This is a genomic window from uncultured Senegalimassilia sp., from assembly GCF_934632265.1.
In the GTDB taxonomy this organism is placed as follows: domain Bacteria; phylum Actinomycetota; class Coriobacteriia; order Coriobacteriales; family Eggerthellaceae; genus Senegalimassilia.
Genome location: NZ_CAKTYH010000002.1, coordinates 30,154 through 52,215, shown reverse-complemented (window position 1 = coordinate 52,215; position 22,062 = coordinate 30,154). Strand labels below are relative to the sequence as shown.

The following is a 22,062-nucleotide window of genomic DNA, read 5'->3' as shown; positions in this document are numbered from 1 at the left end:
GACGAAGGCGCATATGAATCAACAACAGCGAGGCTTCCTTCTTGCTGCCATCTCGATGGGCATATCGTCTGTTCACGCATCTGCCCCCCCCCATTCACATCCATCAACGCAACAGTTCATCGACGACGCTAGTCGCAGGCACCCCTTTCTCCCCGCCCCGCTGGCTTGCGAAGCCCAGCAACGTTCGACATCGCGCCGCGTCACCGAGGAGCCAAGTATGAACGCACCTCCGTCCCCCTGTTCAGTCGCTTCGCCCTGTACGCTAGCGGCGCCCAGCAACGCTAGTCGCAAAATTTTTGATATTGGCCGAAATTAGGTGTTGACTCATCGCCGATATACGCGCATAATATTCGTTGCTGTTTCGATGTGCGCCGTTACCTCAGCTGGATAGAGGGACTGACTACGAATCAGTACGTCGGGGGTTCGAATCCCTCACGGCGCACCATTTAGCTTGAAATTCCGCAATGGCTCCACCGAGCACATGCGGTTTTTTGTTTTGTAGGCCAAAGAAAGGAACCCTGTTGAAGGTTCGAAAACCGAAACCTCACAGTATGTAGCCTTCCTTCGACTCCTCCCTTACGCTGGCAGCCGAAGGAGCAGGCTGCAGCGCGCTCTCGTTTGACAGAAGCTTTACGTGCCCATAACGCCGTTGCCGCATGGCGGACGTAGCATTATCCGGCACCTGTAAAAGCCCCTGCCGAACGCGAGCATGGACAGTAAGGGAATTGATCATGCTCTATCTCTCTCAAATGCTGGGAAAGCCGGTCGTTGACTGCACCGGTGAGAAAATCGGCACCGTATCCGACCTTGCCATCTCCACGGGCGAGGTGTTTCCGCGTATCACCAGCCTGGCCTTCCAGGGTCCGGGCAAGATCCCGTTCATGATCTCATGGCGCAAGTACGTCGACGAGTTCGACGACGACGGCCTCACCTTGCAGGTCGAAGCGCACGACATCCGCTTCAGCTACCTGCAGCCAGACGAGGTGCTGCTTGCACGCGACCTCATGAACCGTCAGATCGTCGACACGCAGGGCCTGAAGGTCGTGCGCGTAAACGACCTGAAGCTTTCCGTATCCGGCTCTCAACTGCGCCTGCTCGGCGCCGAAGTGGGCATCCGTGGCATCCTGCGCGGCCTTGCCCCCTGGATCGAGCGCTCGGTGGTCTCCGTCGCCAAGGTCTTCGGCAAGAAGATCGACGAGCAGATCATCGCATGGAATTATATGGACCTGCTGGATCGCGACCTGTCCGAAGTGCAGCTGTCCGTCACCCATAAGCGCTTGGACGAGCTGCACCCCGCCGACGTCGCGGACATTCTGGAGCAGCTGGATCCGCAGCAGCGCGCTAACGTGTTCGAGCACCTCGACGATGCCCAGGCAACCGAGGCCATCTCCGAGATGGAAGACGAATACCAGTCCGACTTCATCGAGAGCTTGGATAACAAGCAGGCTGCAAGCGTGCTGGGCAATATGGACCCGGACGACGCAGCCGACATCGTGCGCGACCTGTCCTACGAGCGCGCCGAAACGCTTCTGCGCCTTATGGGCGTGGAGGACGCAACGGAAATCCGCCGCCTGCTCGGCTACAAGGACGGCACCGCCGGCGGCATGATGACCACGCAGTTCGTATCCGTCGCCGACACCGACACCGTCGGGCACGCCATCGAGGTGCTTCGCGAGCTTCCCGAGGACCATCCTTCCGTCCACTTCGTGTACGTGCTGGACGAGTACGACAAGCTGGTGGGCGTCTGCTCGCTGCGCACCCTGGTGCTCACCGACGACAAAACGCCCATGTCGAAGTGCATGTACGACGACCTGATTACCGCAACGCCGGATGAAACCGAAGAGGATGTCTCGGCCGACATCTTCAAGTACGACCTGACCGCCATGCCCGTCGTGGACGAGCACGGCGCGCTGCTCGGCATCGTCACCGTCGACGACGCCTGGGACGCCATCGAAGACGACGTCAGCAGCGACAAGACGAAGACTTCCGTTTGGAAGTGGGTGGGCATTGCGACCGGCGCCGTGATCTTCTTGATCCTCTACACCCTTGTCGTACTGCAAATCGTAGGATTCCATTGGAGGTAAGCCGTGGTTTTGAAGCAGAACGGCAAGACCGGGCGCGTTGCCGACATCGATTCGCATAACCCGTTGGAGCGCAGCAGCTTCCACACCGGCGAGGCCACGCTGTCCGCCGAGCAGCTTGCGGAAAAGCAGGCGCTCGAGCAAACCGGCGGTTCAAGCAAGCAGAAAAGCAAGCTGCTGCTCATCTTGGCGGCCATGGGCCCGGGCATCGTCACCGCCATGGCAGGCAACGACGCCGGCGGCATCTCCACCTACTCGACCGTTGGCGCGCAGTTCGGCTTCGCCACGCTGTGGGTTATCCCGATCATGTGCGTGCTGCTCATCGTGGTGGAAATGACCGCCGCGAAGATGGGCGCCGTCACCGGCAAGGGCTTCGCCGCGCTTATCCGCGAGTCCTTCGGAATCAGGCTTACGGCACTGGCTATGCTCGCGCTGCTCATCGGCAACGTGTGCACCACGTTCTCCGAGTTCGCGGGCATCGCCTCGGGCATGGAGATGTTCGGCGTGTCGAAATACATCGCCGTGCCCGTTGCCGCGCTGGCCGTCTGGCTGCTCATCGTGGGCGGCAGCTACAAACGCGTGGAGAAGGTGTTCCTTGTCTTATCGCTGGTGTTCCTCACCTACGTGATCGCCGCGTTCTTGGCGCAGCCGAACTGGGAGGATGCGGCCATCAACACCATCGTGCCCCATGTGGTGTACCAGCAAAGCTTCGTGTCGCTGGTCATATCCATGATCGGCACCACCATCGCGCCGTGGATGATGTTCTTCAACCAGAGCAACGTGGTTGAGAAGGGCATCAAGCCCGACGACCTGTTCACGCAGAAGGTCGACGTGGTCTCCGGCACGGTGGCGGCATGCTTGGTCGCATGGTTCATCATCGTCACCACCGGCACCGTGCTGTACCCGCAGGGCATCGTCATCAGCGACGCCGCCGATGCGGCGGCCGCGCTGGCGCCGTTTGCGGGCAAGTACGCAGAAGCGCTATTCGCCATCGGCCTGATCGCGGCATCGTTCCTGGCCGCATGCGTGCTTCCGCTGACTACGGCGTTCGTTATCTGCGAGGCATTCGGCTGGGAGGCCGGCGTGTCCTTCAAGTGGAAGGAAGCGCCGCTGTTCAAGAGCATCTTCACGTTCGTCATCGCGTTCTCGGCCATCATCGTGCTCATCCCGAACATCGACCTGATGGGCGTCATGCTCATGGCGCAGTTCATCAACGGCCTGGTGCTGCCGGTGCTGCTGGTGTTCATGGCGCTGATCTCGTCCGACAAGCGCGTCATGGGCAAGTTCAAGTCCGGCCGCGTGACGAAGGTGCTCATCTGGGTCACCGTGGGCATCGTCTCCGTGCTCACAGCGGTACTGCTGGTTATGCAGGTGCTTGGGATCGGGTAGAACCGGAAGCGGTGTCGGATTCCTTGCCGTGGATGCGGTCGATCATATTCTGCAGGGTGATGGAGGACATGTACTCCTCCATCTCGCGTTCGATCGTGGAGCATGCGGCGGTGATGCCCTGCAGCAGAGCGCTCGCGCCCTCCTCCGCTTCCTTGCGCTCCGTTCGCGGACGGTCGTTTTGCAGCGCATTGAACAGATCGAGCATGCTGATCTCGGACGGGTCCTTCGCCAGGATGTATCCGCCGTTTTTGCCTGGGCGTGCGTGGATGATCCCGGCGTTGCGCAGCAGCTGCGCCAGCTGGATCAGATAGTCGCGCGGAATGGACATCTCCTCGGCCACCTCGCGCGACGAGCATATCGAGCCCTTTTCCGCCAGGTACAGCACCGCACGCATCCCGTATTCGACCGAAGCCTTGAAGTGCACCGTTTCCCTCGTTCCCGTTTCTGTTTCGATGCTCCAAGCGGGGGCGGGCGCGTGCACCCTTCCCGTTGTCTTCGCTAACGAAATCCCTGGTCATCTGCTATAGAGGCTTATGCAAGCGCATAAAATCCCAGTGCATCGCGATTCCGCGTCCACGCCCATGCTCGGGCGGTGGGCGGTGAAGCGATGCCTGTAGGAACCCCCAACTGCACCGTAAAGCGATACCCGTCAGGGCCCCAGCTGCATCCTGAAGCGCTGCCTGCCGGAATCCCAACTGGATGCGCCGCCGCCTCGTTTCCCGTTGCCGCCGTGGCTATCGCCGGACTCAACGAGTATGCTTACATACTAGCGCAAGCGATAATCCTCTACTTTATTGCTATGCTTTTTCACACGATACTGAGATTTCGTCCATTTTCGAGAAAGACGATCATGACTTTGAAACAAGATACCCGCGCATCGGTCCTTGCACGACGCAAGCAGATCCCCTCCGCCTTGCGCGAGGAGAAGAGCTTGTCGATTTGCGAGCGATTCCTTGAGGAAATCGACAGCCGCTTTGAGGGCGAAACACCCTCGAGCGCTTCCGCCGAACGACTGCGCATCGCAGCCTATGAGCCTATGACCAGCGAAGTCGACGTGCATCCTCTGCTCTATGCTGCATACGAACACGGCTGGGAGGTGTATCTGCCCTGCATGGCCAAGGATACGCGGGACACGCCTGCGCACATGGTGTTCTTCCCGATCACGCAAAACCACCTGACCGAGCAGCGACCTGCTTTCCTCGATCATCCCGCACGCCCCTATCTGCTCGATGAGCTGCATGCCCAAGGATGGCAGGAAGCCGATGAGCGGCTGTTCAACGTCGCCGTCATCCCCCTGGTGGCCTTCGATAGCGGCCTCATGCGCCTCGGATACGGCGGCGGAAACTATGACAGGTTTCTTCCGAAGCTGCGCGAAGACTGCCTCGTAGCCGGCGTGGCGTTCGAGGAGCAGCGCATCGATCGCGTGCCAACCGAGCCCCACGACCTTCCCCTCCCCTGCATCTTCTCGGCATAAAAAGAGAGGGCTCCCAACGGAGCCCTCTCTTTCGCATTCTTGCGGCTTTTGCGGCTTACGCCGCGTATCAGCGGCTATTTCTTCATGCCGATGTTGGACTTGTGCAGGATCTTCACCGCCACAACGATGAGCACCGCGCCCAACACCAGGGAAATCCAGGGATTGCCCGTGAAGCCGGCAACGATGTAGCACACGAAGCAGACGACCATAACGGTGGTCGCGTACGGCAGCTGCGTGGCCACATGGCGCAGGTGGTTGCACTTCGCGCCCGCAGACGACAGGATGGTGGTGTCCGAGATCGGCGAGATATGGTCGCCGTACACGGCACCGGCCAGCGTTGCGCCCACGGCAACCAGGAACAGCGGGTCGCCCTCGTTGAACACGCCGACCACGATAGGCAGGATCAGCGCGATGGTGCCCCAGCTCGTGCCCATGGCGAAGCCGATGAAGCCGGCCACCAGGAAGATGATGCACGGCAGGATGGCCAGGCTCACGCCCAGGCTGTTCAGGAAGCTGCTCACGAAGTCGCCCGTGCCGAGCATGTAGCGGCAGCAGCCGCCCAGGCTCCATGCCAGCACCAAGATCATGATGGCGCCGACCATGGAACGCACGCCCTCGGAGACGCTCTCCACGAAACCGCTCAGCGTGGTCAGACCGCGCGGCAGGAACATGGCGCCGGCGACGCACAGGGCCACCGTAGCGCCGATGCACAGGCCGCCGACCGGGTTCTCGCCAACGGCAGTGGCGAAGTCGACGCCCTCGAAGAAGCCGCCCGTGTACATCATGCCCAGGATCGAGAAGAAGATCAGCACCAGGATAGGCACGATCAGGTCGTAGACCTTGCCCTTCTCGGAGATGTCGAGGCCCTTGTACTCGTCGATGGCAGCCGATGCGGACTGCTCGATGTCGGCCTGCTCGGTGACGACCGACTCCAGGTTGGTGTGATCATCGGGATCGGACTCGGCCTGCTCGGAAAGACCCATAGTGGACAGCTTCTCCAGCAGCTTGCCGCCCTCGGCGGTAGCGCCGTCGGAGGACTTCGCCTCCGCCTCAGCCGCGCGCATGGGACCGTAATCGTTCTTGTTCGTGATCAGCATGAAGAACACGAAGAAGATGGTGAGCAGCGCGTAGAAGTTGTACGGGATGGACTGCACGAACGTGGTGAAGCCGTCGTCTCCCAGGTAACCGCCGACCGCAACGGCCCACGAGGACACCGGCGCGATGATGCAGACTGGGGCAGCCGTGGAGTCGATGATCCAAGCCAGCTTCTCATGGCTGACATGGAAGCGATCGGTCACAGGACGCATGACCGCGCCGACCGTCAAGCAGTTGAAGTAGTCGTCGACGAAGATGATGATGCCCAGCAAACCGGTAAGCACCTGCGCGGCGCGCGCGTTCTTGATATGCGTGGACACCCACTCGGCATACGCGCGGCTGCCGCCCGCCGTGGCGATGACCACGGTCAGCGCGCCCAACAACGCAAGGAACAGCAGCAACGCCCCGTTATCGGCGATCTGCAGCGCCATTGCGTTCGGCACATCGGTGAAAGCCGTGACCAGCTGATCGACGCCGACACCGTTGAGGGTGAACTGGTAGATAACCATGCCGACGAATACGCCGATGGTCAGCGACGAGTACACCTCTTTGGTGATGAGCGCCAGAGCCAACGCCAGCAACGGCGGCACGATGGACCAAGCGCCGGTGCTGATAAGCTCGAAAGCCTCTTCCATTTCCCTTCCCTTTCTCCATAAGGTCCTCAAAGTCCATTGCGAATCAGTATACAAGTGCAACGGTCGAACCGCATCAGGATTCCGCCGGAGGGGTTTCACGTGAAACAAAAGGAATAGGAAGCGCTGGACGACGCATCGCCCAGCGCTTCTTCTGAGAAATCCTTTTTTGCGCGGTACGCTTCAAGCCGTAGCTGCAAACCGCGAACGAAAGGCTATTCCGCCGCCTTGCGTTCCGCGGCCAGCTCCTGCTGGTATTCACGGTCGATAGCGCCCTCGGGGCTGGGCGGGTTCACCTCAAACGGAACGGATTTGGTGAACAGGCTGACCACCGGCACGATGACCAGCGACAGCAGCATGGCCAAGGCGCCGCAGTTGATGGGGCTGGCGATCAGCGGCGTGCCCATCAGGGTGAGCACCATGTTCCCGCTGGTCAGGCACACGCCCACGATGAAGCTGCACCACACGGCGGCCTTGGAGATGCGCCCAGAGTACAGACCCCACAATAACGGGCCGAGGAACGCGCCGGCCAACGCGCCCCAGGAGATGCCCATGAGCTGCGCGATGAACGTGATGGAGGAGTTGTACTGGATCAACGCCAGCGCGGCGGACACGATGATGAACACCACGATGAGGACGCGCATCCAGCCGAGCTTGCTCTGCTCGCTCATCTTCTTCACCACGTTACCTTGAAGAAGGTCGAGCGTCAGCGTGGAGGACGAGGTCAGCACAAGCGAGGACAGCGTGGACATGCTGGCGGACAGCACGAGCACGATCACGATGCCGATGAGGATATCGGGCAGAGTGGACAGCATGGTCGGGATGATGGAGTCGTACACCGGAACGCCGGTGGGGCCGATCTCGATCTTGTCAGCGTACAGACGACCGAAACCGCCCAGGAAGTAGCTGCCGCCGGCGACCACGAACGCGAACAGCGTGGAGATGATGGCGCCCTGCTTCACCGCCGGGCCGGATTTGATGGCGTAGAACTTCTGCACCATCTGCGGCAAACCCCAGGTGCCAAGGCTGGTCAGCACCACAACGCCGAGCAGGTTGAACAAGTCGGGGCCGAACATGCTGACGAACGGGCCGGCCATCTGAGAGCCCTCGGCCGAGATCTGCGACAGCGTGGTGATGGCCTCGCTGAAGCCGCCGTTGTTCAGGATGACCGCCGCGATGACCGCAACGATGCCGAACAGCATGACGATGCCCTGCAGGAAGTCGTTCATGACGGTTGCCATGTAACCGCCCAGCACCACGTACAGGCACGTGATGACGGCCATGCCGATGACGCACACCTCGTAAGGAAGGCCGAACGCCATGCCAAAGAGGCGGGACAAGCCGTTGTACACGCTTGCGGTGTACGGGATCAGGAAGACGAAGATGATGGCCGCGCTGGCGATACGCAGGCCCTTCGACTGGAAACGCTTGCCGAAGAACTCGGGCATGGTGGTGGCGCCCAGACGATGCGTCATCTCACGCGTGCGCGGGCCGAGCACCCACCAAGCCAAAAGGCTGCCCAGGATAGCGTTGCCGATGCCGGCCCACACGGCGGCGATGCCGTACTTCCAACCGAACTGGCCGGCGTAGCCGACGAACACCACGGCGGAGAAGTAGCTGGTACCATATGCGAATGCGCTCATCCAAGGGCCGACGTTGCGCCCACCCAGAACGAAACCGTCGACGCTGGTGGTGGTACGTCGGCAGTACAAGCCGACGCCGACCGCCACGCCGACGAAAATCAAAACCATGCAGATTTTTGCGACCATGATCGTTCCTTTACCGATCGATATCGTGTAGACCGTGGAATCTTCCCTGTTCGGAAAGCAGCTGCCCCTCGTCAAGGACACGGCTGGGCAAGCGAACGCATCTGATTCACCCAACCCGGAGACGCACACGGCACAAGCCCGAGTTCGCTGCGAACATACGCCACGTCTAACGGACGCACGCAGCGGCTAAGCCCCGTGTGCTACAGGTATCGATAGGAATAATAATAGGAAGGAAGGCAGGGCTTCGTCGCGCCGGATTCAGCAGCGGCCTTGCCGGCAAAAGACACCATTTGGACATCGGAAGCGCGCAGCATGGCAGCCAGCTCAGCGGTCTGCTGAGCGCTGCGGGATGCGGCGATATGTCCGTTCACGATGCTCATGGGCGCTACTCTACCACAGTCGAGTGTCTTTCCGTCCAGGATTTTCCCGAACGGCAACATTATTTCCTAGCGAACAGGTTCGTATTAGGAAAAGCGAAGCCGGACGTGGCCCGGCTTCGCTTCGCATTCAACTTGTTCGCAAGCTTTTAGTAGCGGGAGTCGAAGATGCGCTTCGACTTCTTCTCGCTGCGCGGCAGCTCGCCCATGGGGACGCCCTTCGCCTCGGGGGTGCAGCCGATCTTCGCCTTGAAGATGGCCGCCAACTGCTGCTCGCATTGCTCGCGCTCCTCGCCCTCAAGCGGCGTCTCGAACAGCACCGTGAGCACGTCGCGGCCGTTCACGGCCTCGATCATTACCTGATACTCGGACGACGCGCCGTCGGTGAACTGCAGCACCTCCTCGATCTGGGAGGGGAACATGTTGCAGCCCTTCACCTTGACCATGTCGTCGGTGCGGCCCGTCAGGATGTCGATACGCGGATGGTGGCTGCCGAACTTGCACTTGCAGTCGCCGGGGATGATGCGCGTAAGGTCGTGCGTGCGGTAGCGGATCAGCGGCGCGCCTTCCTTGCGCAGCGTGGTGAGCACCAGCTCGCCGACTTCGCCGTCAGGCAGCTGCTCGCCGGTCTTCGGGTCGATGATCTCGCAGTACACGTAGTCTTCCCAGATGTGCATGCCGTGGTGCTCTTCGCAGGAGATGCCGATGCCCGGGCCGTAGATCTCGGTCAGGCCGTAGATGTCGAAGATCTCGATGCCCAGCTCGTTGGAGATGCGCTGGCGCATCTTCTCGCCCCAGCGCTCGGAGCCGATGACGCCCTTGCGCAGGTCGAGCTTGTCGCGCAGACCGCGCTTCTCGATCTCCTCGGCAAGCAGCAGCGCATAGCTGGACGTGCCCGTGATGACGGTGGAATGCAGGTCCTGCATCATCTGCAGCTGCTTTTCGGTGTTGCCGGGACCCATGGGGATGGCCATGGCGCCCAGGCGCTCGCAGCCCAGCTGAAAACCGATGCCGGCAGTCCACAGGCCGTAACCAGGGGTGATCTGGATGCGGTCGGTGTTCGTGATGCCCGCCGTCTCGTAGCAGCGCGCGAACATGGTGGCCCAATCGTCGACGTCCTTCTGCGTGTAGGGGATGACGACCGGGGTGCCCGTGGTGCCCGAGGAGCTGTGGATGCGGATGATCTTCTCATCCGGCACTGCCTGCAGTCCCAGCGGGTATGCCTCGCGCAAATCGGCCTTTTCCGAGAACGGCAGCTTCTCGAAATCTTCCTGGGTCTGCACGTCGGACAGATCGATGTCCTTGAATTTGCGGGCGTAGAAAGCCGAACGGTCCTTCAGGGTTTTGAACTGCTCTTTGATGATCTCAAGCTGCTCCGGCTTCATCTGCATAGTATGCTCCCTTGTTCAAATGGCTTGCTCTGTTGTTATTCATGCTGTGTGAGGAAAAGTGCGTAGGCGCTTCAAGCCCGAAAAAGCTGCAGGGAAGCACGACAAATCGGCCCCAAGCCTTACAGGTCTTGAAGCTAAAGCCATCGACCAGCCAACGCGTTGCGCGCGGCTGAGGAGAAGTGGATGTCGAATACCGAAGTCATACTGGCCATTGTAGGCCAAACCTCACTGCAGGCAACCCCCAAAAACGGCAACGGGACCGATTTGCGGTCCCGTTGCTTGTAACGCAGGGTTTTGCGCGCTATTCCCCCACCGCCACGTTGATGGCTTCCAGGTTCATATCCACGAAGCGCGGCTTGACGCAGGCGGAGATCGCCGCGCGAAGGTCTTCGACATCGATCGGCACGCATCCGGTTTGCAAGGCCTTGGCCAACAGCAGGCTGTTAAGCACCTTGCGGCTTCCAGCCTCCTTCGTGAGCGCCGCATCGTCGACGGGCACGAGCTTCGCCTGCGTGCCGGCCAGCGCGCGCTCCATGTTCGCGATCACATCGCTTGCGCGGTACGGGTTCTTCGACAGCGCCGCCGTCACCGGCTGAACCGCGGTGGTGGCGAACACCAACGTTCCCGCGGGGGCAAGGTAGGACAGCACGCGCGCGGCCTCGGCCGGCTCGAACGCGATGATCAAGTCGGTGGTACCCCGGCTGACCAGGGGCGCATGCACCTGCTCGCCCTTGTTGCCGATACGCACATGCGACACCACGTTGCCGCCGCGCTGCGCCATGCCGATGGTCTCGGCCGTGCGCACCTGCCAGCCCTTTTCCAAAGCGGCCTGGGCAAGCACCTTCGCAGCCAAAACCGTTCCCTGGCCGCCTACGCCCGTGAGCAGGATGTTCAGCATGCTAGGCCTCCTTCTTCTCGCTAGCGGCGGATGCGGCGTCGACCACGGAGATGCAATCGAACGGGCACACCTGCGTGCACAGCCCGCACCCGTTGCACTGGCCGGCGTCGATGAACGCCTGGCCGCGCTCCCCGCTTTTCGGGCCGCGGGCGTCGGCGTTGAAGCCGATGCCGGGGCATCCGATCTCGGTGATGCACTTTTTGCAACCCGTACAACGCTGCGCGTCCAACACCACAGGAGCAGCCGGCTTGAACAGCTGCACGCAGGGGCTTTCGAACATGATGGCGGAAGGCCCCTCGAAATCGATCGCCTCACGCGCGGCATCGATGGACTGCTGCAGGTTCAGCGGGTCGGCGTGCACGATGCACTCGAAGCCCACCGCCTTCAGCACGCCCTCGATGGAAACCGGCTTGCGGCGCTCGCCCATCAGCGTCACGCCCGTGCCCGGATGCGGCTGGCTGCCCGTCATGGCGGTGGTTGCGTTGTCGAGCACGCACAGCGTGAAGTCGTGGCCGTTGTACACGGCGTTCACGATTCCCGGCAAGCCGCTGGCGAAAAACGTCGAGTCGCCGACGAACGCCAGGGCCTTCTTCTGCGGCTCGACCACGGAGAAACCCTGCGCCATGGTGATGCCGGCGCCCATGCACAGGCACGTGTCCACCGCATCGAGCGGCATGGCGTTGCCCAGCGTGTAACATCCGATATCGCCGCAGAACACGGCCGGGGTCTTGCCCAGCGCGCGCTTAACGGCGTAGAAGCTGCCGCGATGCGGGCAGCCCGGGCACAGCACCGGCGGGCGAATCGGCAGGGGCTGCTCGGGGTCGGCGTCGTCGTAGGTCGCAGCGTCCTCGGCCTCAGCCAACTCGGGGACGCCAAGGTAGACGGCCAAGCGGGCAAGGATGTCGTCGACGTCGTTCTCGCCGCGATCGCGCGCTTCGCCCGTCAGCTTGCCGTGCGTGTTGTATTCAGCATGCGTCTTGCCGGCGAACGCCAGCAGCTCATCCTCGAGCACATGGTCGAGCTCCTCGAGCACGAGCACGTCGGTCAGGCCCTTGGTGAACTCGGCGCACGTACGCTCGGGGAACGGGAAGGGGGTGCCCACCTGCCAGAAGCGATACGCCGGCAGCTGCACGCCACGCTCGTTCGCGCGCTCTTCGAGCAGGCGCAGCGCCTCGAGTGCGTAAGCTGCAGACACGCCGCCGGCGACGATGCCGAAACGGGTGATTTGACCAGCCACGCGACGCTCGTCAACGGGATTGAATTCACCGAAAACAGGGTTCGTCGCATAGTCGGTGGCGATTGCGCGCAGGCGCTCGTTGATCTCCCCATGGCCCTCATAGGCGCGCTTCGGGAAAATGACCCAGCGCGGTCCGCGCTCGAAGCCTTCCTCGGGCACGGGCTTGGCATGCGTTTCCTCTGCAACGTCGAAGAAGGTCGAAGCATGGCACACACGCGTGGTGGGACGGACGATGACCGGCGTTTTATAGCGTTCCGAAAGCTCAAACGCCGCCTTCATCATGGCGAAGCCCTGATCGGGCGTTGCCGGGTCGAGCACCGGCACCTTGGCGAAGTTGCCGAACCTACGCGTGTCCTGCTCAGTCTGCGACGAGATAGGGCCGGGATCGTCGGCGACGAACAACACCGTGCCGCCCTTCACGCCCACGTAGTTCAGGCTCATCAGCGGATCGCTTGCCACGTTCAGGCCCACCTGCTTGCAGGCGAACAATGTACGTGCGCCGCAGTACGATGCGCCGGCAAGCAGCTCAAGCGCGCTCTTCTCGTTCGTGGACCACTCCACATGGACACCCTTGGCGGCGCCGGAAGCATGGAGCTTCGCCACGGTTTCCGTCACCTCGGACGACGGCGTCCCGGGATAACCCGCAACAACGCACACCCCCGCCTCAAGTGCGGCATGGGCGAACGCCTCGTTGCCCATTAGCAGTTTCTTCGTCATATGTTTCCCCGCTTCAAAGCCTGATTTCAGGAATCGCTCCCTGTTCTGTTTCACGTGAAACAGCGTCGGGAGAATCGTCTTGATACCTGTTCATGATAGCAAAAGGGCGACAGGTTGCCCCGTCGCCCTTTCGCAAGTGGCCGGCTTTACGCCTCGGCCATGGCCTTCTTCATGTCGATGATCTTCTGGCGGGCGCCGTCGCAGCCGGTGCCCATGATTTGCACGGCCAAAATAGCAGCGTTCTTCGCGCCGTTGATGGCAACGGTGGCAACCGGCACGCCGGAGGGCATCTGCACCATGGACAGCAGCGAATCAAGACCGCCCAGATCGCTCGTCTTCATGGGGACGGCGATAACCGGGTCCGGGGTGTAAGCGGCAACCACGCCGCCCAAGTGGGCAGCCTTGCCGGCAGCGGCGATGATGACCTTGATGCCGCGCTCATGCGCAGTGGAGGCCCACTCATGCACCTCGGCGGGCTTGCGGTGCGCGCTGGCAACCTTCACCTCGTACGGGACGCCGAACTCCTCGAGCTGCTTCATGCAAGGCTCCATGGCGGGCATGTCGCTCTCGGAGCCCATGATGATGCCGATGACGGGATTCTTATGATCGCAAGACATTTCGCAACCCTTTCAACACGTGATTTGCTCTCAAAGGCAGTGTAGCGCGGAAGATGACGCATAAGAAAAACCGCACGCAAATTATTGGAGATTGAAGGGCGCCGGAAAAGCAAAAAGCCCGATGGTTTTCACCATCGGGCTTTCTAAGTTCATGGTGGTCGGAGGGGGACTTGAACCCTCGGCACGGGGATTTTCAGTCCCCTGCTCTACCAACTGAGCTACCCGACCAGAAGTCGTTCGTTGCGAACGCGAGTTAGTATATTACGGCAGCGAACGCTATTCGTCAACCCTGTTTTCAAACTTTTTCAAGATACGCTTTCGCTCTAAGCAAAGCAATCTCGAACCGACCCCTTAAACGAGCGCGTGACCAGCAAATACGCCAACTCGCTTAAGACCGCTCAACAACAGCTTGCGAAATCGACCACGAAATCACTGCCAAAGACGCGGTTCATATGCCCTTTCTGCAACGCACCAAGCTACTTGCACTCGGCGCAGCCGCTGCCGAACAGCAGCTCCTTCTCCTCGCCGGGAAGCGCGGCGCGAGCCTGGTCGCGCAGGTTGTTCACGCCGATGAAGAACTGGCGCATCATGACCACCAGCAGGTAACGGCCCTTCGGGGTCAGCGTCAGCTCGTCGGCGTTGTCCGTTGCGAACGCGCCCGAGGCCTTCATGAACGCCATCTCCACCGGCAGGCCCATCTCCACCGAGCAGCCGAAGTCCTTCTTGAACTGGCGCTTGTCAAGACGTAGGCCGAACAGCTGCATCATGAAGCGGTAGCGCATGCGATCGCGCTTGCTAAAGGTGGTTTTTCCCATAATGGACATATGACCTGCCTCGATGCACTTGTTGTAGTCCTTCACGCTGAAGGTGTTCACGTACAGGTTGCTGCCCAGATACGTGATACCGCCGCTGCCGATGGCCGGATACTCCTCGTAGTCGACCACGTACTCGTCGATCATGGCGCCCTCGCCGGATGCCGACGTGTTCCTCTTGTTGAACGTCCAAGCCGAACCGTGCTCGAACAGATGCAAGGGGCCGCCCGTCAGCAATTCGCTGATGATCTCGTAGTACTTTTGCTCGCGGGCGTAATCCACCTTGCCCACGGTACGGGCCAGGCTGCGCTCGACCGACGGCGATGCCATCAGCGGGTAGAACGTGGTCTGCGTGCAGCCGCTCTCGATGACGCGCTCGATGTCGTTGATCAGGATGTCCTCGGTTTGCGCCGGGAAGTTGAAGATCATGTCGGCGTTCATGGATACGAAGTACGGGCTGGCATCCTGGATGCGCTCGAGAATCTCCTGGCCGCAGCCGTATTTGTCGTAGCGATCCATCTGCTTGAGCAAGCCGTCGTCGAAGCTTTGCACACCGACGGACAGGCGCTGCACGCGGCCCTGCAGCTTGTCCAGATAGCTGGGAATCAGATGGTTCGGGTTCGTCTCGCTCGAAACCTCCTGGATGTTGAACAGCTCGCGCGCCTGGTCGATGGTGTCGCACAGCTCATCGATCATGATGGTGGGGGTGCCGCCGCCGATATAGACGCTGTCGAAGTCGTAGCCCAGGTCTTTCAACATGCGCATCTCCTTGCGTATGTTCTCGAAGTACGGGCGGGCGCGCTCCTCGCTGAACGGGAACCTGTTGAAGCTGCAGTACGGGCACAGACGCTCGCAGAACGGCACGTGCATGTACAGCATGTAGCGTTTCCCCTGCTCAGGAGCAGGCATCATCACCTCATCGGTGGGTTTGAGCTTCAGGTACTGGTTCGTGCATTGACGAACCACGTTCGTAAGCAGGCGCTCTGACAGCATGTACGCGCGCTCCTTTTCTCGTCCTAGTGAAAACGGTAGGAATTATATCCTACCGTTTCAGTCTCATATAATCTCGACGAAAGCTTCGCTCCCCGTGCACGAAAGGCCCGCCGCAAGCGCGGAGCCGCCGTCCACACGCAGACGTATCGGCTGCTGAGGGGAATCCCCAGCTAGTTCGCCGCATCGGTCTGCGCCTGACGGCCCCTCCCGCCCGATACGCCGTGCGCAAAGCCATCGTGCGCGAAACCGCTTCCAGCACGCAGACGTATCGGCCAAAGAAAGGCGTTTCCGTCCGGGCCACCGCATACGTCTGCGCTTGAAGCCTTACGCCCAGGCGCCGCGACCTGCAGCGGCCTTTGCGCCGATGTCGGAGCGAAGCTGCTTGCCCTCGAAGTTGATGACGTCGCAGGCCTCGTAGGCCTTCTCGCGGGCGTCGTCGAACGTCTTGCCCAGCGCGACCACGTTGAGCACGCGGCCGCCGGCGGTGACGAGCTCGCCATCGGCGTTGCGGGCGGTGCCGGCATGGAACACCGTCACGCCCTCCATGGCCTCGGCATCCTCAACGCCCAGGATGACCTTGCCCTTCTCGTACTTGCCCGGGTAGCCGGCGGAAGCCAGCACCACGCACACGGCCCACTGGTCGTCCCACTCCAGCTCGATATCGTCGGGACGGCCTTCGGCCACGGCCATCATGACGTCGACCAGGTCGGTCTTCAGGCGCGGCAGCACGACCTGCGTCTCGGGGTCGCCGAAACGGGCGTTATACTCCAACACCTTCGGCCCCTCGGGCGTCAGCATGAAGCCACCGTAGAGCACGCCGCGGTAATCGTTCTTGAAGGGCTCGCGCGCCGTTGCGGCTGCGGCGACCTTCATCATGTGCGTCATGTCGGCGAGTTCCTCGTCAGTGACGATGGGCACCGGAGAGTACACGCCCATGCCGCCCGTATTCGGGCCGCGGTCACCGTCGAAGGCGCGCTTGTGATCCTGGGCGGTTGCCATGCAGTGCGCCTTGCCGCCGGAAACGAACGCGAGCAGCGAGCACTCCGGACCGGTCAGGCACTCCTCCACGAGCACCTTCGAGCCCGCGGAGCCGAACGCGCCGTCGAAGCAGCTGCGCACGGCGTTCTCGGCAACCTCGATGGTGTCGGCAACCACGACGCCCTTGCCGGCCGCCAGGCCGTCGGCCTTCACGACGACGGGGGCTCCCAGCTCGCGCACGTACTCAAGCGCCGGCTCAAGCTCGGTGAAGCTGCCGTAGCGAGCCGTGGGGATGCCGTTGGCCTGCATGAACTCCTTGCTGTACGTCTTGCTGCCCTCGAGCTGCGCACCCTGCGCATCGGGGCCGAAGACCGCCACGCCGGCTTCGCGCAGCACGTCGGCCACGCCCGCCACCAGCGGCGCTTCCGGGCCGATAACCACCAGGTCGATGGCGTTGCCCTTCACAAATTCCAGGACGGCCTGGCCATCCTCGGCGTTCAGGCCCGCCACGTTCTGCGCGACGGAGTCCGTGCCGCCGTTGCCCGGGGCCGCGTACAGGTTGTCGGTACGGGGGGATTTCGCCAAGGCCCACGCAATGGCGTGCTCACGGCCGCCGCCGCCCAAAACCAAGATGTTCATGTAACTAACCCTCCATTTCCAGCTCTCGGATAATATGCGTGTGCGGGACTGCAGACTCATGCAGCCCCGCACGGGATTCGCTTCGCTATTCAGTGACAGCAGCTCATCAAGCTTATCGGCGCCTTACCAGCCGCGCATGATGGTCTGATCGCGATCGGGGCCGACGGCCACGATGCTGATGGGCACGCCCACCTTCTTCTCGAGATACTCCACGTAGCTCTTGGCGTTCTCCGGCAGCTCGTCGAACGTGCGGCAGGAGGTGATGTCCTCGCCCTTCCAGCCGGGCAGCTCCTCGTACACGGGCTTGGCGTGGAACAGCACGCTTTGCTGCATGGGGAAGTAATCGTAACGCTCGCCGTTGCACTCGTAGGCCACGCACACCTTGATGGTGTCGAAGGCGGAAAGCACGTCGAGCTTGGTCAGGGCCACGTCGGTCAGGCCGTTGACATCGGCGGCGTAGCGCGCGATGACGGCGTCGAACCAGCCGCAGCGGCGCTTGCGGCCCGTGGTCACGCCGTACTCATGGCCGACCTGGCACAGCGTCTCGCCATCCTCGGCATCCGGGCTCTGACCGCCATCCTCGACGTACTTCAGCTCGGTGGGGAAAGGACCGCCGCCGACGCGGGTGATGTAAGCCTTCTGGATGCCCAGCACGCGGTCGATGTTGACCGGGCCCACGCCCGAGCCCGTGGCAGCGCCGCCGGCGCAGCAGGAAGAGGACGTGACGTAGGGATACGTGCCGTGATCGATGTCGAGCAGCGTGCCCTGCGCGCCCTCGAACAGGATGGACTTGCCCTCGCGCACGGCGTTGTTCAGCATCTGGCTGGTCTCGGCCATGTATTGCTTGAGGATGCGGGCGTAGGGCAGGTACTCCTCGCAGATCTCCTCGACCGTATAGGTGTGCAGGCCGTAGATCTTCTCCAGGATGGCGTTCTTCTGAACCAGGGCGGTCTCGACCTTCAGGCGGAAGATCTTCTCGTCCATGAGGTCCTGGATGCGGATGCCCTTGCGGGCCACCTTGTCCTGGTAGCACGGGCCGATGCCGCGCTTGGTGGTGCCGATCTTGTGATCGCCCAGGCTCTTCTCGTCGGCGCCGTCGAGATCTTTATGGTACGGCATGATGACATGCGCGTCGCCGCTGATCTTGAGGTTCTTGCAGGAGATGCCCTCGGCCTCGAGCATGGCCATTTCCTTGACCAGCACGCCGGGGTCCACCACCACGCCGTTGCCGATAACAGGAATGGCGTTCTCGTACATGACGCCGGAGGGCATCAGATGAAGCGCCAGCTTCTTGTCGCCGTGGATAACGGTATGGCCTGCGTTGTTGCCGCCCTGATAACGGACGACGTAATCGTATTCGCTAGCAATAAGATCGGTGATCTTGCCTTTGCCTTCGTCGCCCCATTGGGCGCCAACCAGAACGGTGCTGGGCATGTGTGCGCATCCTTTCGATAACAGTGTCGCAACCCTCACAGTGTACTACAGAACCACTTCGGTAAGGCCCGGATCGGCCACGCGCATGGTTTCAACGATTTCTTCATGGCAGGTCAGCAAAATGACCTGTCGATGATGCGCCAGCTGGGCCAACGCCTTCGCAGCGCCCGCACGGCGCTGGGAGTCGAAGTTCACCAGGATGTCGTCCGCGATGATGGGAACGGCGCGTCCCACGTTGTCGGCGGTGACGAGCAGCGCGATGCGCAGCGCCAGGTATAGCTGCTGGCACGTGCCCAGCGACAGATGCACGGGCTCGCGCACGGTGCGCAGGGAATCGGTCACCTGAAGGCGGCCGTCGGCGCTCATGGACACCTTCACCCACTTGCCGTCGGTCATCAGGCTGAGCAGCTCGCTTGCGCGGGCGTACACCTCGGGCTGGCTTTTGCTCTCCCACGACGCTATGGCCGCCTCGAGCATGTGGCGCGCGAGCAGCAGCTTCGCGAACTCCATGGCCGCCTCGTCGCGACGCGTTTGGAGCTGCTGGGCCTGAAGCTTGAGCTCGTCGAAGCTGCGCTCCCCCTTCGCCTGGGAAAGCAGCTGGCGAAGCTCGCCGTAGCGGCGGTTCAGGTGCTCGCTCGTCTCCATCAGGCCCTCGCGCTGACGCGTTTTGCGCGCGATGAAGGCGTCCACGGCCTCGAGCGTGCCGCGTTCGCGGCGCATGCCGATTTCGGCGTACATGCCCTCGCGCGTTTCGCGCGCCTTCTCAAGCGACTCCTCCAACGCCGTGCGGCGCGACACGAGCGCCTGCTTGCGCTGCAGATACAGGGCGTTCTCCGCGCGTACATCCTTCGCCTCGTCGAGCAGCGCGCGGGCGTGACGCAGGGAATCCTTGGCTTCCGAAAGCCCCATGGCGGCAAGCTCGGCCTGCACGGACTGGCGCTGCTGCTCCCGTTCGGCCAGGCATGCCTCCAGCTTTTTCTTGTCCTGAAGCATGACCCAGTGCCGGTCCTGAACGCGCTGGGAGCGCTCGTCGCCCTTCTTTCCCGGTTTGAACAGCATGATCAACGAGGCCGCGGCAAGCACCACCGCCACGAGCACCAGGAAAAAGCCCAGCGCGGTGAACGACAGGCTGGTTATCTCGCGGCCGTGCATGAACAGCGGAATGCCCGCGAACATGAAGGCCACGGGCAGCGCCACGGAAAGCCCGATCTGCACGCGCTGCTGGCGACGGGCGCGCATGGTCTCGCCCTGCTCGTCCTGCGCCTCGAGCATGGCCTCATAGGCCGCCTTCGAGGTCGCGTAATTGTCGCGGGCCAGGTCGACGGCGTGCTCCGTCTTCGCCTCCTGGACGGCAAGCGCCTCGATGCGATCGCGCAGGTGACGCTCTTCGGTGGCCGTGATGCCCGCGAGCTCGGCGGGATGCTCGCGCTGCGCCAGCCTATGCTCGCAACGCAGGCTTTCCTCTTGAGCGCGAAGCTCGGCGATCTTCTCCTGCAGCTCAGCTTCGTCCGCCTCGGTCTTCTCCAGCGTTTTGCGGTTCGCCTTCAGGGTTTCGATGGCGGTGTTCAGGTCGCCGATCTTGGCCAGCAGCTCGTCTCGCTGCGGTTTCAGCTCGGCGAACTCGCGGTCCTCGCGCTTCAGGCGCTCCACGCGGTCGGACTCGGCGGCGATGCGGCGACGCAGCTCATCCTGCTCGGATTCAAGCTTCACCAGCGATTTCTCCGACGCGGCCGCCTTCGAGGTGAACTGCGCCAGGCGCTCTTGCAGCGCGGTCAGCGTGTGCGCTGGGGAAGCCCCCGTGCCGGATCCGGCCGTGAGCAGCTTGGCCGTCACGTCGGTGGTGTTGCGCAGCTGGCGAAGCTCGTCGCTGGTCAGGCTGAACATGGTGCGGTATGTTTCGCGGTCGATGTCGTCGGCGACCGACGTGTCTCCCTGCAGGCCGTCGGCGTTGCGGATGCGCGATACCTGCGAAGCTTCCGTCCCGTCCTCGTTGGCGAAGAACAGCGTTCCCGCACGTTCCGCGTTGTCGGGCTTGTAAGTGTTGCGCTGACCACGCGCCTCTTCCCAACCGAACAAGACGCCGCCGACGAACTGGGCAAACGTGGTCTTGCCGGCCTCGTTGCGGCCGAACACCACGTTCATGCCCGGCCCGAACGGCCCGATCAGGCGATTGGAGAACGCGCCGAACGCGTCCATCTTGATGTGTTCCAGATACTTGCCCACTAGCGCTCTTCCCCTTGCGACAGCATATCGAGCACCAGATCCTCAGCCTGCTCAGACAGCTTCCCCACCTTGCCGGCACAGCTCGACGGCATCTGAAGCCCTCGATCGAGGAATTCCTGCTGCAGGAAGGCGATCTGCTCTTCGGGAAGGGACCGCTGCGTCTCGGCGACGCGCAAAAACACCGCCGGGAACAGCCCTTCCTCGCGCAAGGCCTGCTTATCGCGCGGCTCTTGCGTTTCGTCGACCATGGTGTCGCAGAAGAACGACGCATACGAATCGTTCACGTGCTTTCGCAGGTCCTCGAGCACATCGGGACGGGAAAGCACCTCGTGAAGCGCAGTCGTACCCGTCAGCGCGATGCGCGAGATCATTTCCTCGCAATGCGCTTTGCCGTTCGCACGGAACAGCTCCCGGATAATCAGGTCGCTGATCTCGGGCAACGTGGTGCAGTCGGACACGTCGACGCGCAGGCGCTGCCACACCACGCTTGCCGTGGGGATGAACTCGAGCCGCGGTGCCGCACCTTCGGAAAGCGTGACCAGCTGTGCCCCGCGCGGGCCCGTTTCCTTGATGTCGCGCCCTTGAATGCAGCCCGAGAACGCGATCCGCGGATCATCTTCGCTGGGATGGATATAGCGCATGTGGATATGCCCGCACGCCCAGTAGTCCATGCCGGCGGAAAGCAGCACCGAGGGATTGACCGGCGCTTTCACGGGGTCGAGGTTCAACCCGGTATGCAGCATGCCTATGGCGAAGGGAGCCTGCGCAACGTCAGGTTCGCACTGACGAAGGGCGGCAATCGCCGCATCGCGCGTGATCCCGTCGGCGATGCATTCGTCTATCGGCCAGGATTGGTTGTAATAGCCGCGGCCGCCGATGATGCAAAGCGGCTCCCCATTGCGCCTGAACAGCTCGAAACCCGGCTTGTCAGCCGGCAACATGTGCGCATTCTCCGGCAAGGAAAACGTGCTTTGCTGCCACGAGGTGTAAGGGTCGTGGTTTCCCGTGATCAAGTATACCGGGATGCCCGCTTTCCCCAGCGTGCGCATCCCCTCGAAGAACCGCAGGTAATCGCCGTATGATGCGCGCGACGCGTCGAACACGTCTCCCGAGATGACCACGAAGTCGACCTTGCGGGAAATAGCCGTGTCTATCACGCGATCGAACGCTTCCGCGATGGCCTGCACCAGTCGGGCAGCCCAAGCTGGCGACACCTTGGCAAGGCCGCGGAACGGCGCGCCAAGGTGAAGATCGGCGGTGTGGAGGAATGTCAGGCTCTCAGTCATAGCTTCAGTTTACCCCGGCC

16 protein-coding genes and 2 tRNA genes are annotated in these 22,062 nt (G+C 62.1%); 4 read left to right on the top strand and 14 right to left on the bottom strand.

The annotated features are described in order from the left end of the window. Positions 1-368 precede the first annotated feature (368 nt). The 3 genes from Q0H50_RS00400 (at position 369) to Q0H50_RS00390 (ending at position 3,470) form a co-directional block, all read left to right on the top strand. Positions 369-445, top strand: a tRNA-Arg gene (locus Q0H50_RS00400). A 286-nt stretch (positions 446-731) separates the two neighbouring features. Next, a complete protein-coding gene (locus Q0H50_RS00395) occupies positions 732-2,084 on the top strand; it encodes a CBS domain-containing protein (RefSeq protein ID WP_294418149.1) in 1,353 nt (450 codons plus the stop codon). A gap of 3 nt (positions 2,085-2,087) precedes the next feature. Next, complete coding sequence (locus Q0H50_RS00390; RefSeq protein WP_294418148.1) at positions 2,088-3,470, top strand: NRAMP family divalent metal transporter; 1,383 nt, start codon at positions 2,088-2,090, stop codon at positions 3,468-3,470. Here the strand turns inward: Q0H50_RS00390 and Q0H50_RS00385 are convergent. Continuing rightward, the gene (locus Q0H50_RS00385) at positions 3,445-3,894 is read right to left on the bottom strand and encodes an Rrf2 family transcriptional regulator (RefSeq protein ID WP_294418147.1); all 450 of its coding nucleotides are present in this window, start codon (positions 3,892-3,894) and stop codon (positions 3,445-3,447) included. The two genes, Q0H50_RS00390 and Q0H50_RS00385, sit on opposite strands and share 26 nt — an antisense overlap. A gap of 426 nt (positions 3,895-4,320) precedes the next feature. Here Q0H50_RS00385 and Q0H50_RS00380 point away from each other — a divergent pair, with 426 nt between their 5' ends. Continuing rightward, on the top strand, positions 4,321-4,944 hold the full coding sequence (locus tag Q0H50_RS00380; protein ID WP_294418146.1) for a 5-formyltetrahydrofolate cyclo-ligase: 624 nt from the start codon (positions 4,321-4,323) through the stop codon (positions 4,942-4,944). Between the two features lie 74 nt (positions 4,945-5,018). Here Q0H50_RS00380 and Q0H50_RS00375 read toward each other — a convergent pair whose 3' ends face one another. The 13 genes from Q0H50_RS00375 to Q0H50_RS00315 form a co-directional block, all read right to left on the bottom strand. Continuing rightward, positions 5,019-6,674, bottom strand: a complete 1,656-nt coding sequence (locus Q0H50_RS00375; RefSeq protein ID WP_294418145.1) for a Na+/H+ antiporter NhaC family protein — start codon at positions 6,672-6,674, stop codon at positions 5,019-5,021. Between the two features lie 212 nt (positions 6,675-6,886). Beyond that, positions 6,887-8,440, bottom strand: coding sequence for a sodium:solute symporter (locus Q0H50_RS00370; RefSeq protein WP_294418144.1), 1,554 nt, complete (start codon positions 8,438-8,440; stop codon positions 6,887-6,889). A gap of 200 nt (positions 8,441-8,640) precedes the next feature. Then, positions 8,641-8,820, bottom strand: a complete 180-nt coding sequence (locus tag Q0H50_RS00365) for a hypothetical protein (protein WP_294418143.1) — start codon at positions 8,818-8,820, stop codon at positions 8,641-8,643. Between the two features lie 146 nt (positions 8,821-8,966). Next, positions 8,967-10,208, bottom strand: a complete 1,242-nt coding sequence (locus Q0H50_RS00360; RefSeq protein ID WP_294418142.1) for a phenylacetate--CoA ligase family protein — start codon at positions 10,206-10,208, stop codon at positions 8,967-8,969. Positions 10,209-10,509: 301 nt separating this feature from the next. Continuing rightward, positions 10,510-11,106, bottom strand: coding sequence for an indolepyruvate oxidoreductase subunit beta (locus Q0H50_RS00355; protein WP_294418141.1), 597 nt, complete (start codon positions 11,104-11,106; stop codon positions 10,510-10,512). Between the two features lies 1 nt (position 11,107). Beyond that, on the bottom strand, positions 11,108-13,060 hold the full coding sequence (locus Q0H50_RS00350) for a thiamine pyrophosphate-dependent enzyme (RefSeq protein WP_294418140.1): 1,953 nt from the start codon (positions 13,058-13,060) through the stop codon (positions 11,108-11,110). 146 nt (positions 13,061-13,206) lie between these two features. Beyond that, a complete protein-coding gene (gene purE, locus Q0H50_RS00345; protein WP_276667854.1) occupies positions 13,207-13,677 on the bottom strand; it encodes a 5-(carboxyamino)imidazole ribonucleotide mutase in 471 nt (156 codons plus the stop codon). Between the two features lie 152 nt (positions 13,678-13,829). Continuing rightward, a tRNA-Phe gene (locus Q0H50_RS00340) sits at positions 13,830-13,905 on the bottom strand. Positions 13,906-14,153: 248 nt separating this feature from the next. After that, the gene (locus Q0H50_RS00335) at positions 14,154-15,482 is read right to left on the bottom strand and encodes a coproporphyrinogen III oxidase family protein (RefSeq protein ID WP_294418139.1); all 1,329 of its coding nucleotides are present in this window, start codon (positions 15,480-15,482) and stop codon (positions 14,154-14,156) included. A gap of 324 nt (positions 15,483-15,806) precedes the next feature. Further along, positions 15,807-17,099, bottom strand: coding sequence for a phosphoribosylamine--glycine ligase (purD, locus tag Q0H50_RS00330; RefSeq protein ID WP_294418138.1), 1,293 nt, complete (start codon positions 17,097-17,099; stop codon positions 15,807-15,809). A gap of 123 nt (positions 17,100-17,222) precedes the next feature. Next, entirely contained in the window at positions 17,223-18,533 is a 1,311-nt protein-coding gene (locus tag Q0H50_RS00325; protein ID WP_294418137.1) for an adenylosuccinate synthase, read from the bottom strand. A gap of 45 nt (positions 18,534-18,578) precedes the next feature. Next, complete coding sequence (locus Q0H50_RS00320) at positions 18,579-20,756, bottom strand: ATP-binding protein (protein ID WP_294418136.1); 2,178 nt, start codon at positions 20,754-20,756, stop codon at positions 18,579-18,581. Continuing rightward, the gene (locus Q0H50_RS00315; RefSeq protein WP_294418135.1) at positions 20,756-22,042 is read right to left on the bottom strand and encodes a DNA repair exonuclease; all 1,287 of its coding nucleotides are present in this window, start codon (positions 22,040-22,042) and stop codon (positions 20,756-20,758) included. Before Q0H50_RS00315 ends, Q0H50_RS00320 begins: the two co-directional genes overlap by 1 nt. Between the last annotated feature and the right edge of the window lie 20 nt (positions 22,043-22,062).

What these genes read in the sequence shown, in the direction of transcription:
- Q0H50_RS00395 (WP_294418149.1), top strand. Translation starts at nt 732, where the DNA reads ATGCTCTATCTCTCTCAAATGCTGGGAAAGCCGGTCGTTGACTGCACC.
- Q0H50_RS00380 (WP_294418146.1), top strand. Translation starts at nt 4,321, where the DNA reads ATGACTTTGAAACAAGATACCCGCGCATCGGTCCTTGCACGACGCAAG.
- Q0H50_RS00375 (WP_294418145.1), bottom strand. Translation starts at nt 6,674, where the DNA reads ATGGAAGAGGCTTTCGAGCTTATCAGCACCGGCGCTTGGTCCATCGTG.
- Q0H50_RS00370 (WP_294418144.1), bottom strand. Translation starts at nt 8,440, where the DNA reads ATGGTCGCAAAAATCTGCATGGTTTTGATTTTCGTCGGCGTGGCGGTC.
- Q0H50_RS00365 (WP_294418143.1), bottom strand. Translation starts at nt 8,820, where the DNA reads ATGAGCATCGTGAACGGACATATCGCCGCATCCCGCAGCGCTCAGCAG.
- Q0H50_RS00360 (WP_294418142.1), bottom strand. Translation starts at nt 10,208, where the DNA reads ATGCAGATGAAGCCGGAGCAGCTTGAGATCATCAAAGAGCAGTTCAAA.
- Q0H50_RS00355 (WP_294418141.1), bottom strand. Translation starts at nt 11,106, where the DNA reads ATGCTGAACATCCTGCTCACGGGCGTAGGCGGCCAGGGAACGGTTTTG.
- Q0H50_RS00350 (WP_294418140.1), bottom strand. Translation starts at nt 13,060, where the DNA reads ATGACGAAGAAACTGCTAATGGGCAACGAGGCGTTCGCCCATGCCGCA.
- purE (WP_276667854.1), bottom strand. Translation starts at nt 13,677, where the DNA reads ATGTCTTGCGATCATAAGAATCCCGTCATCGGCATCATCATGGGCTCC.
- Q0H50_RS00335 (WP_294418139.1), bottom strand. Translation starts at nt 15,482, where the DNA reads ATGCTGTCAGAGCGCCTGCTTACGAACGTGGTTCGTCAATGCACGAAC.
- purD (WP_294418138.1), bottom strand. Translation starts at nt 17,099, where the DNA reads ATGAACATCTTGGTTTTGGGCGGCGGCGGCCGTGAGCACGCCATTGCG.
- Q0H50_RS00325 (WP_294418137.1), bottom strand. Translation starts at nt 18,533, where the DNA reads ATGCCCAGCACCGTTCTGGTTGGCGCCCAATGGGGCGACGAAGGCAAA.
- Q0H50_RS00315 (WP_294418135.1), bottom strand. Translation starts at nt 22,042, where the DNA reads ATGACTGAGAGCCTGACATTCCTCCACACCGCCGATCTTCACCTTGGC.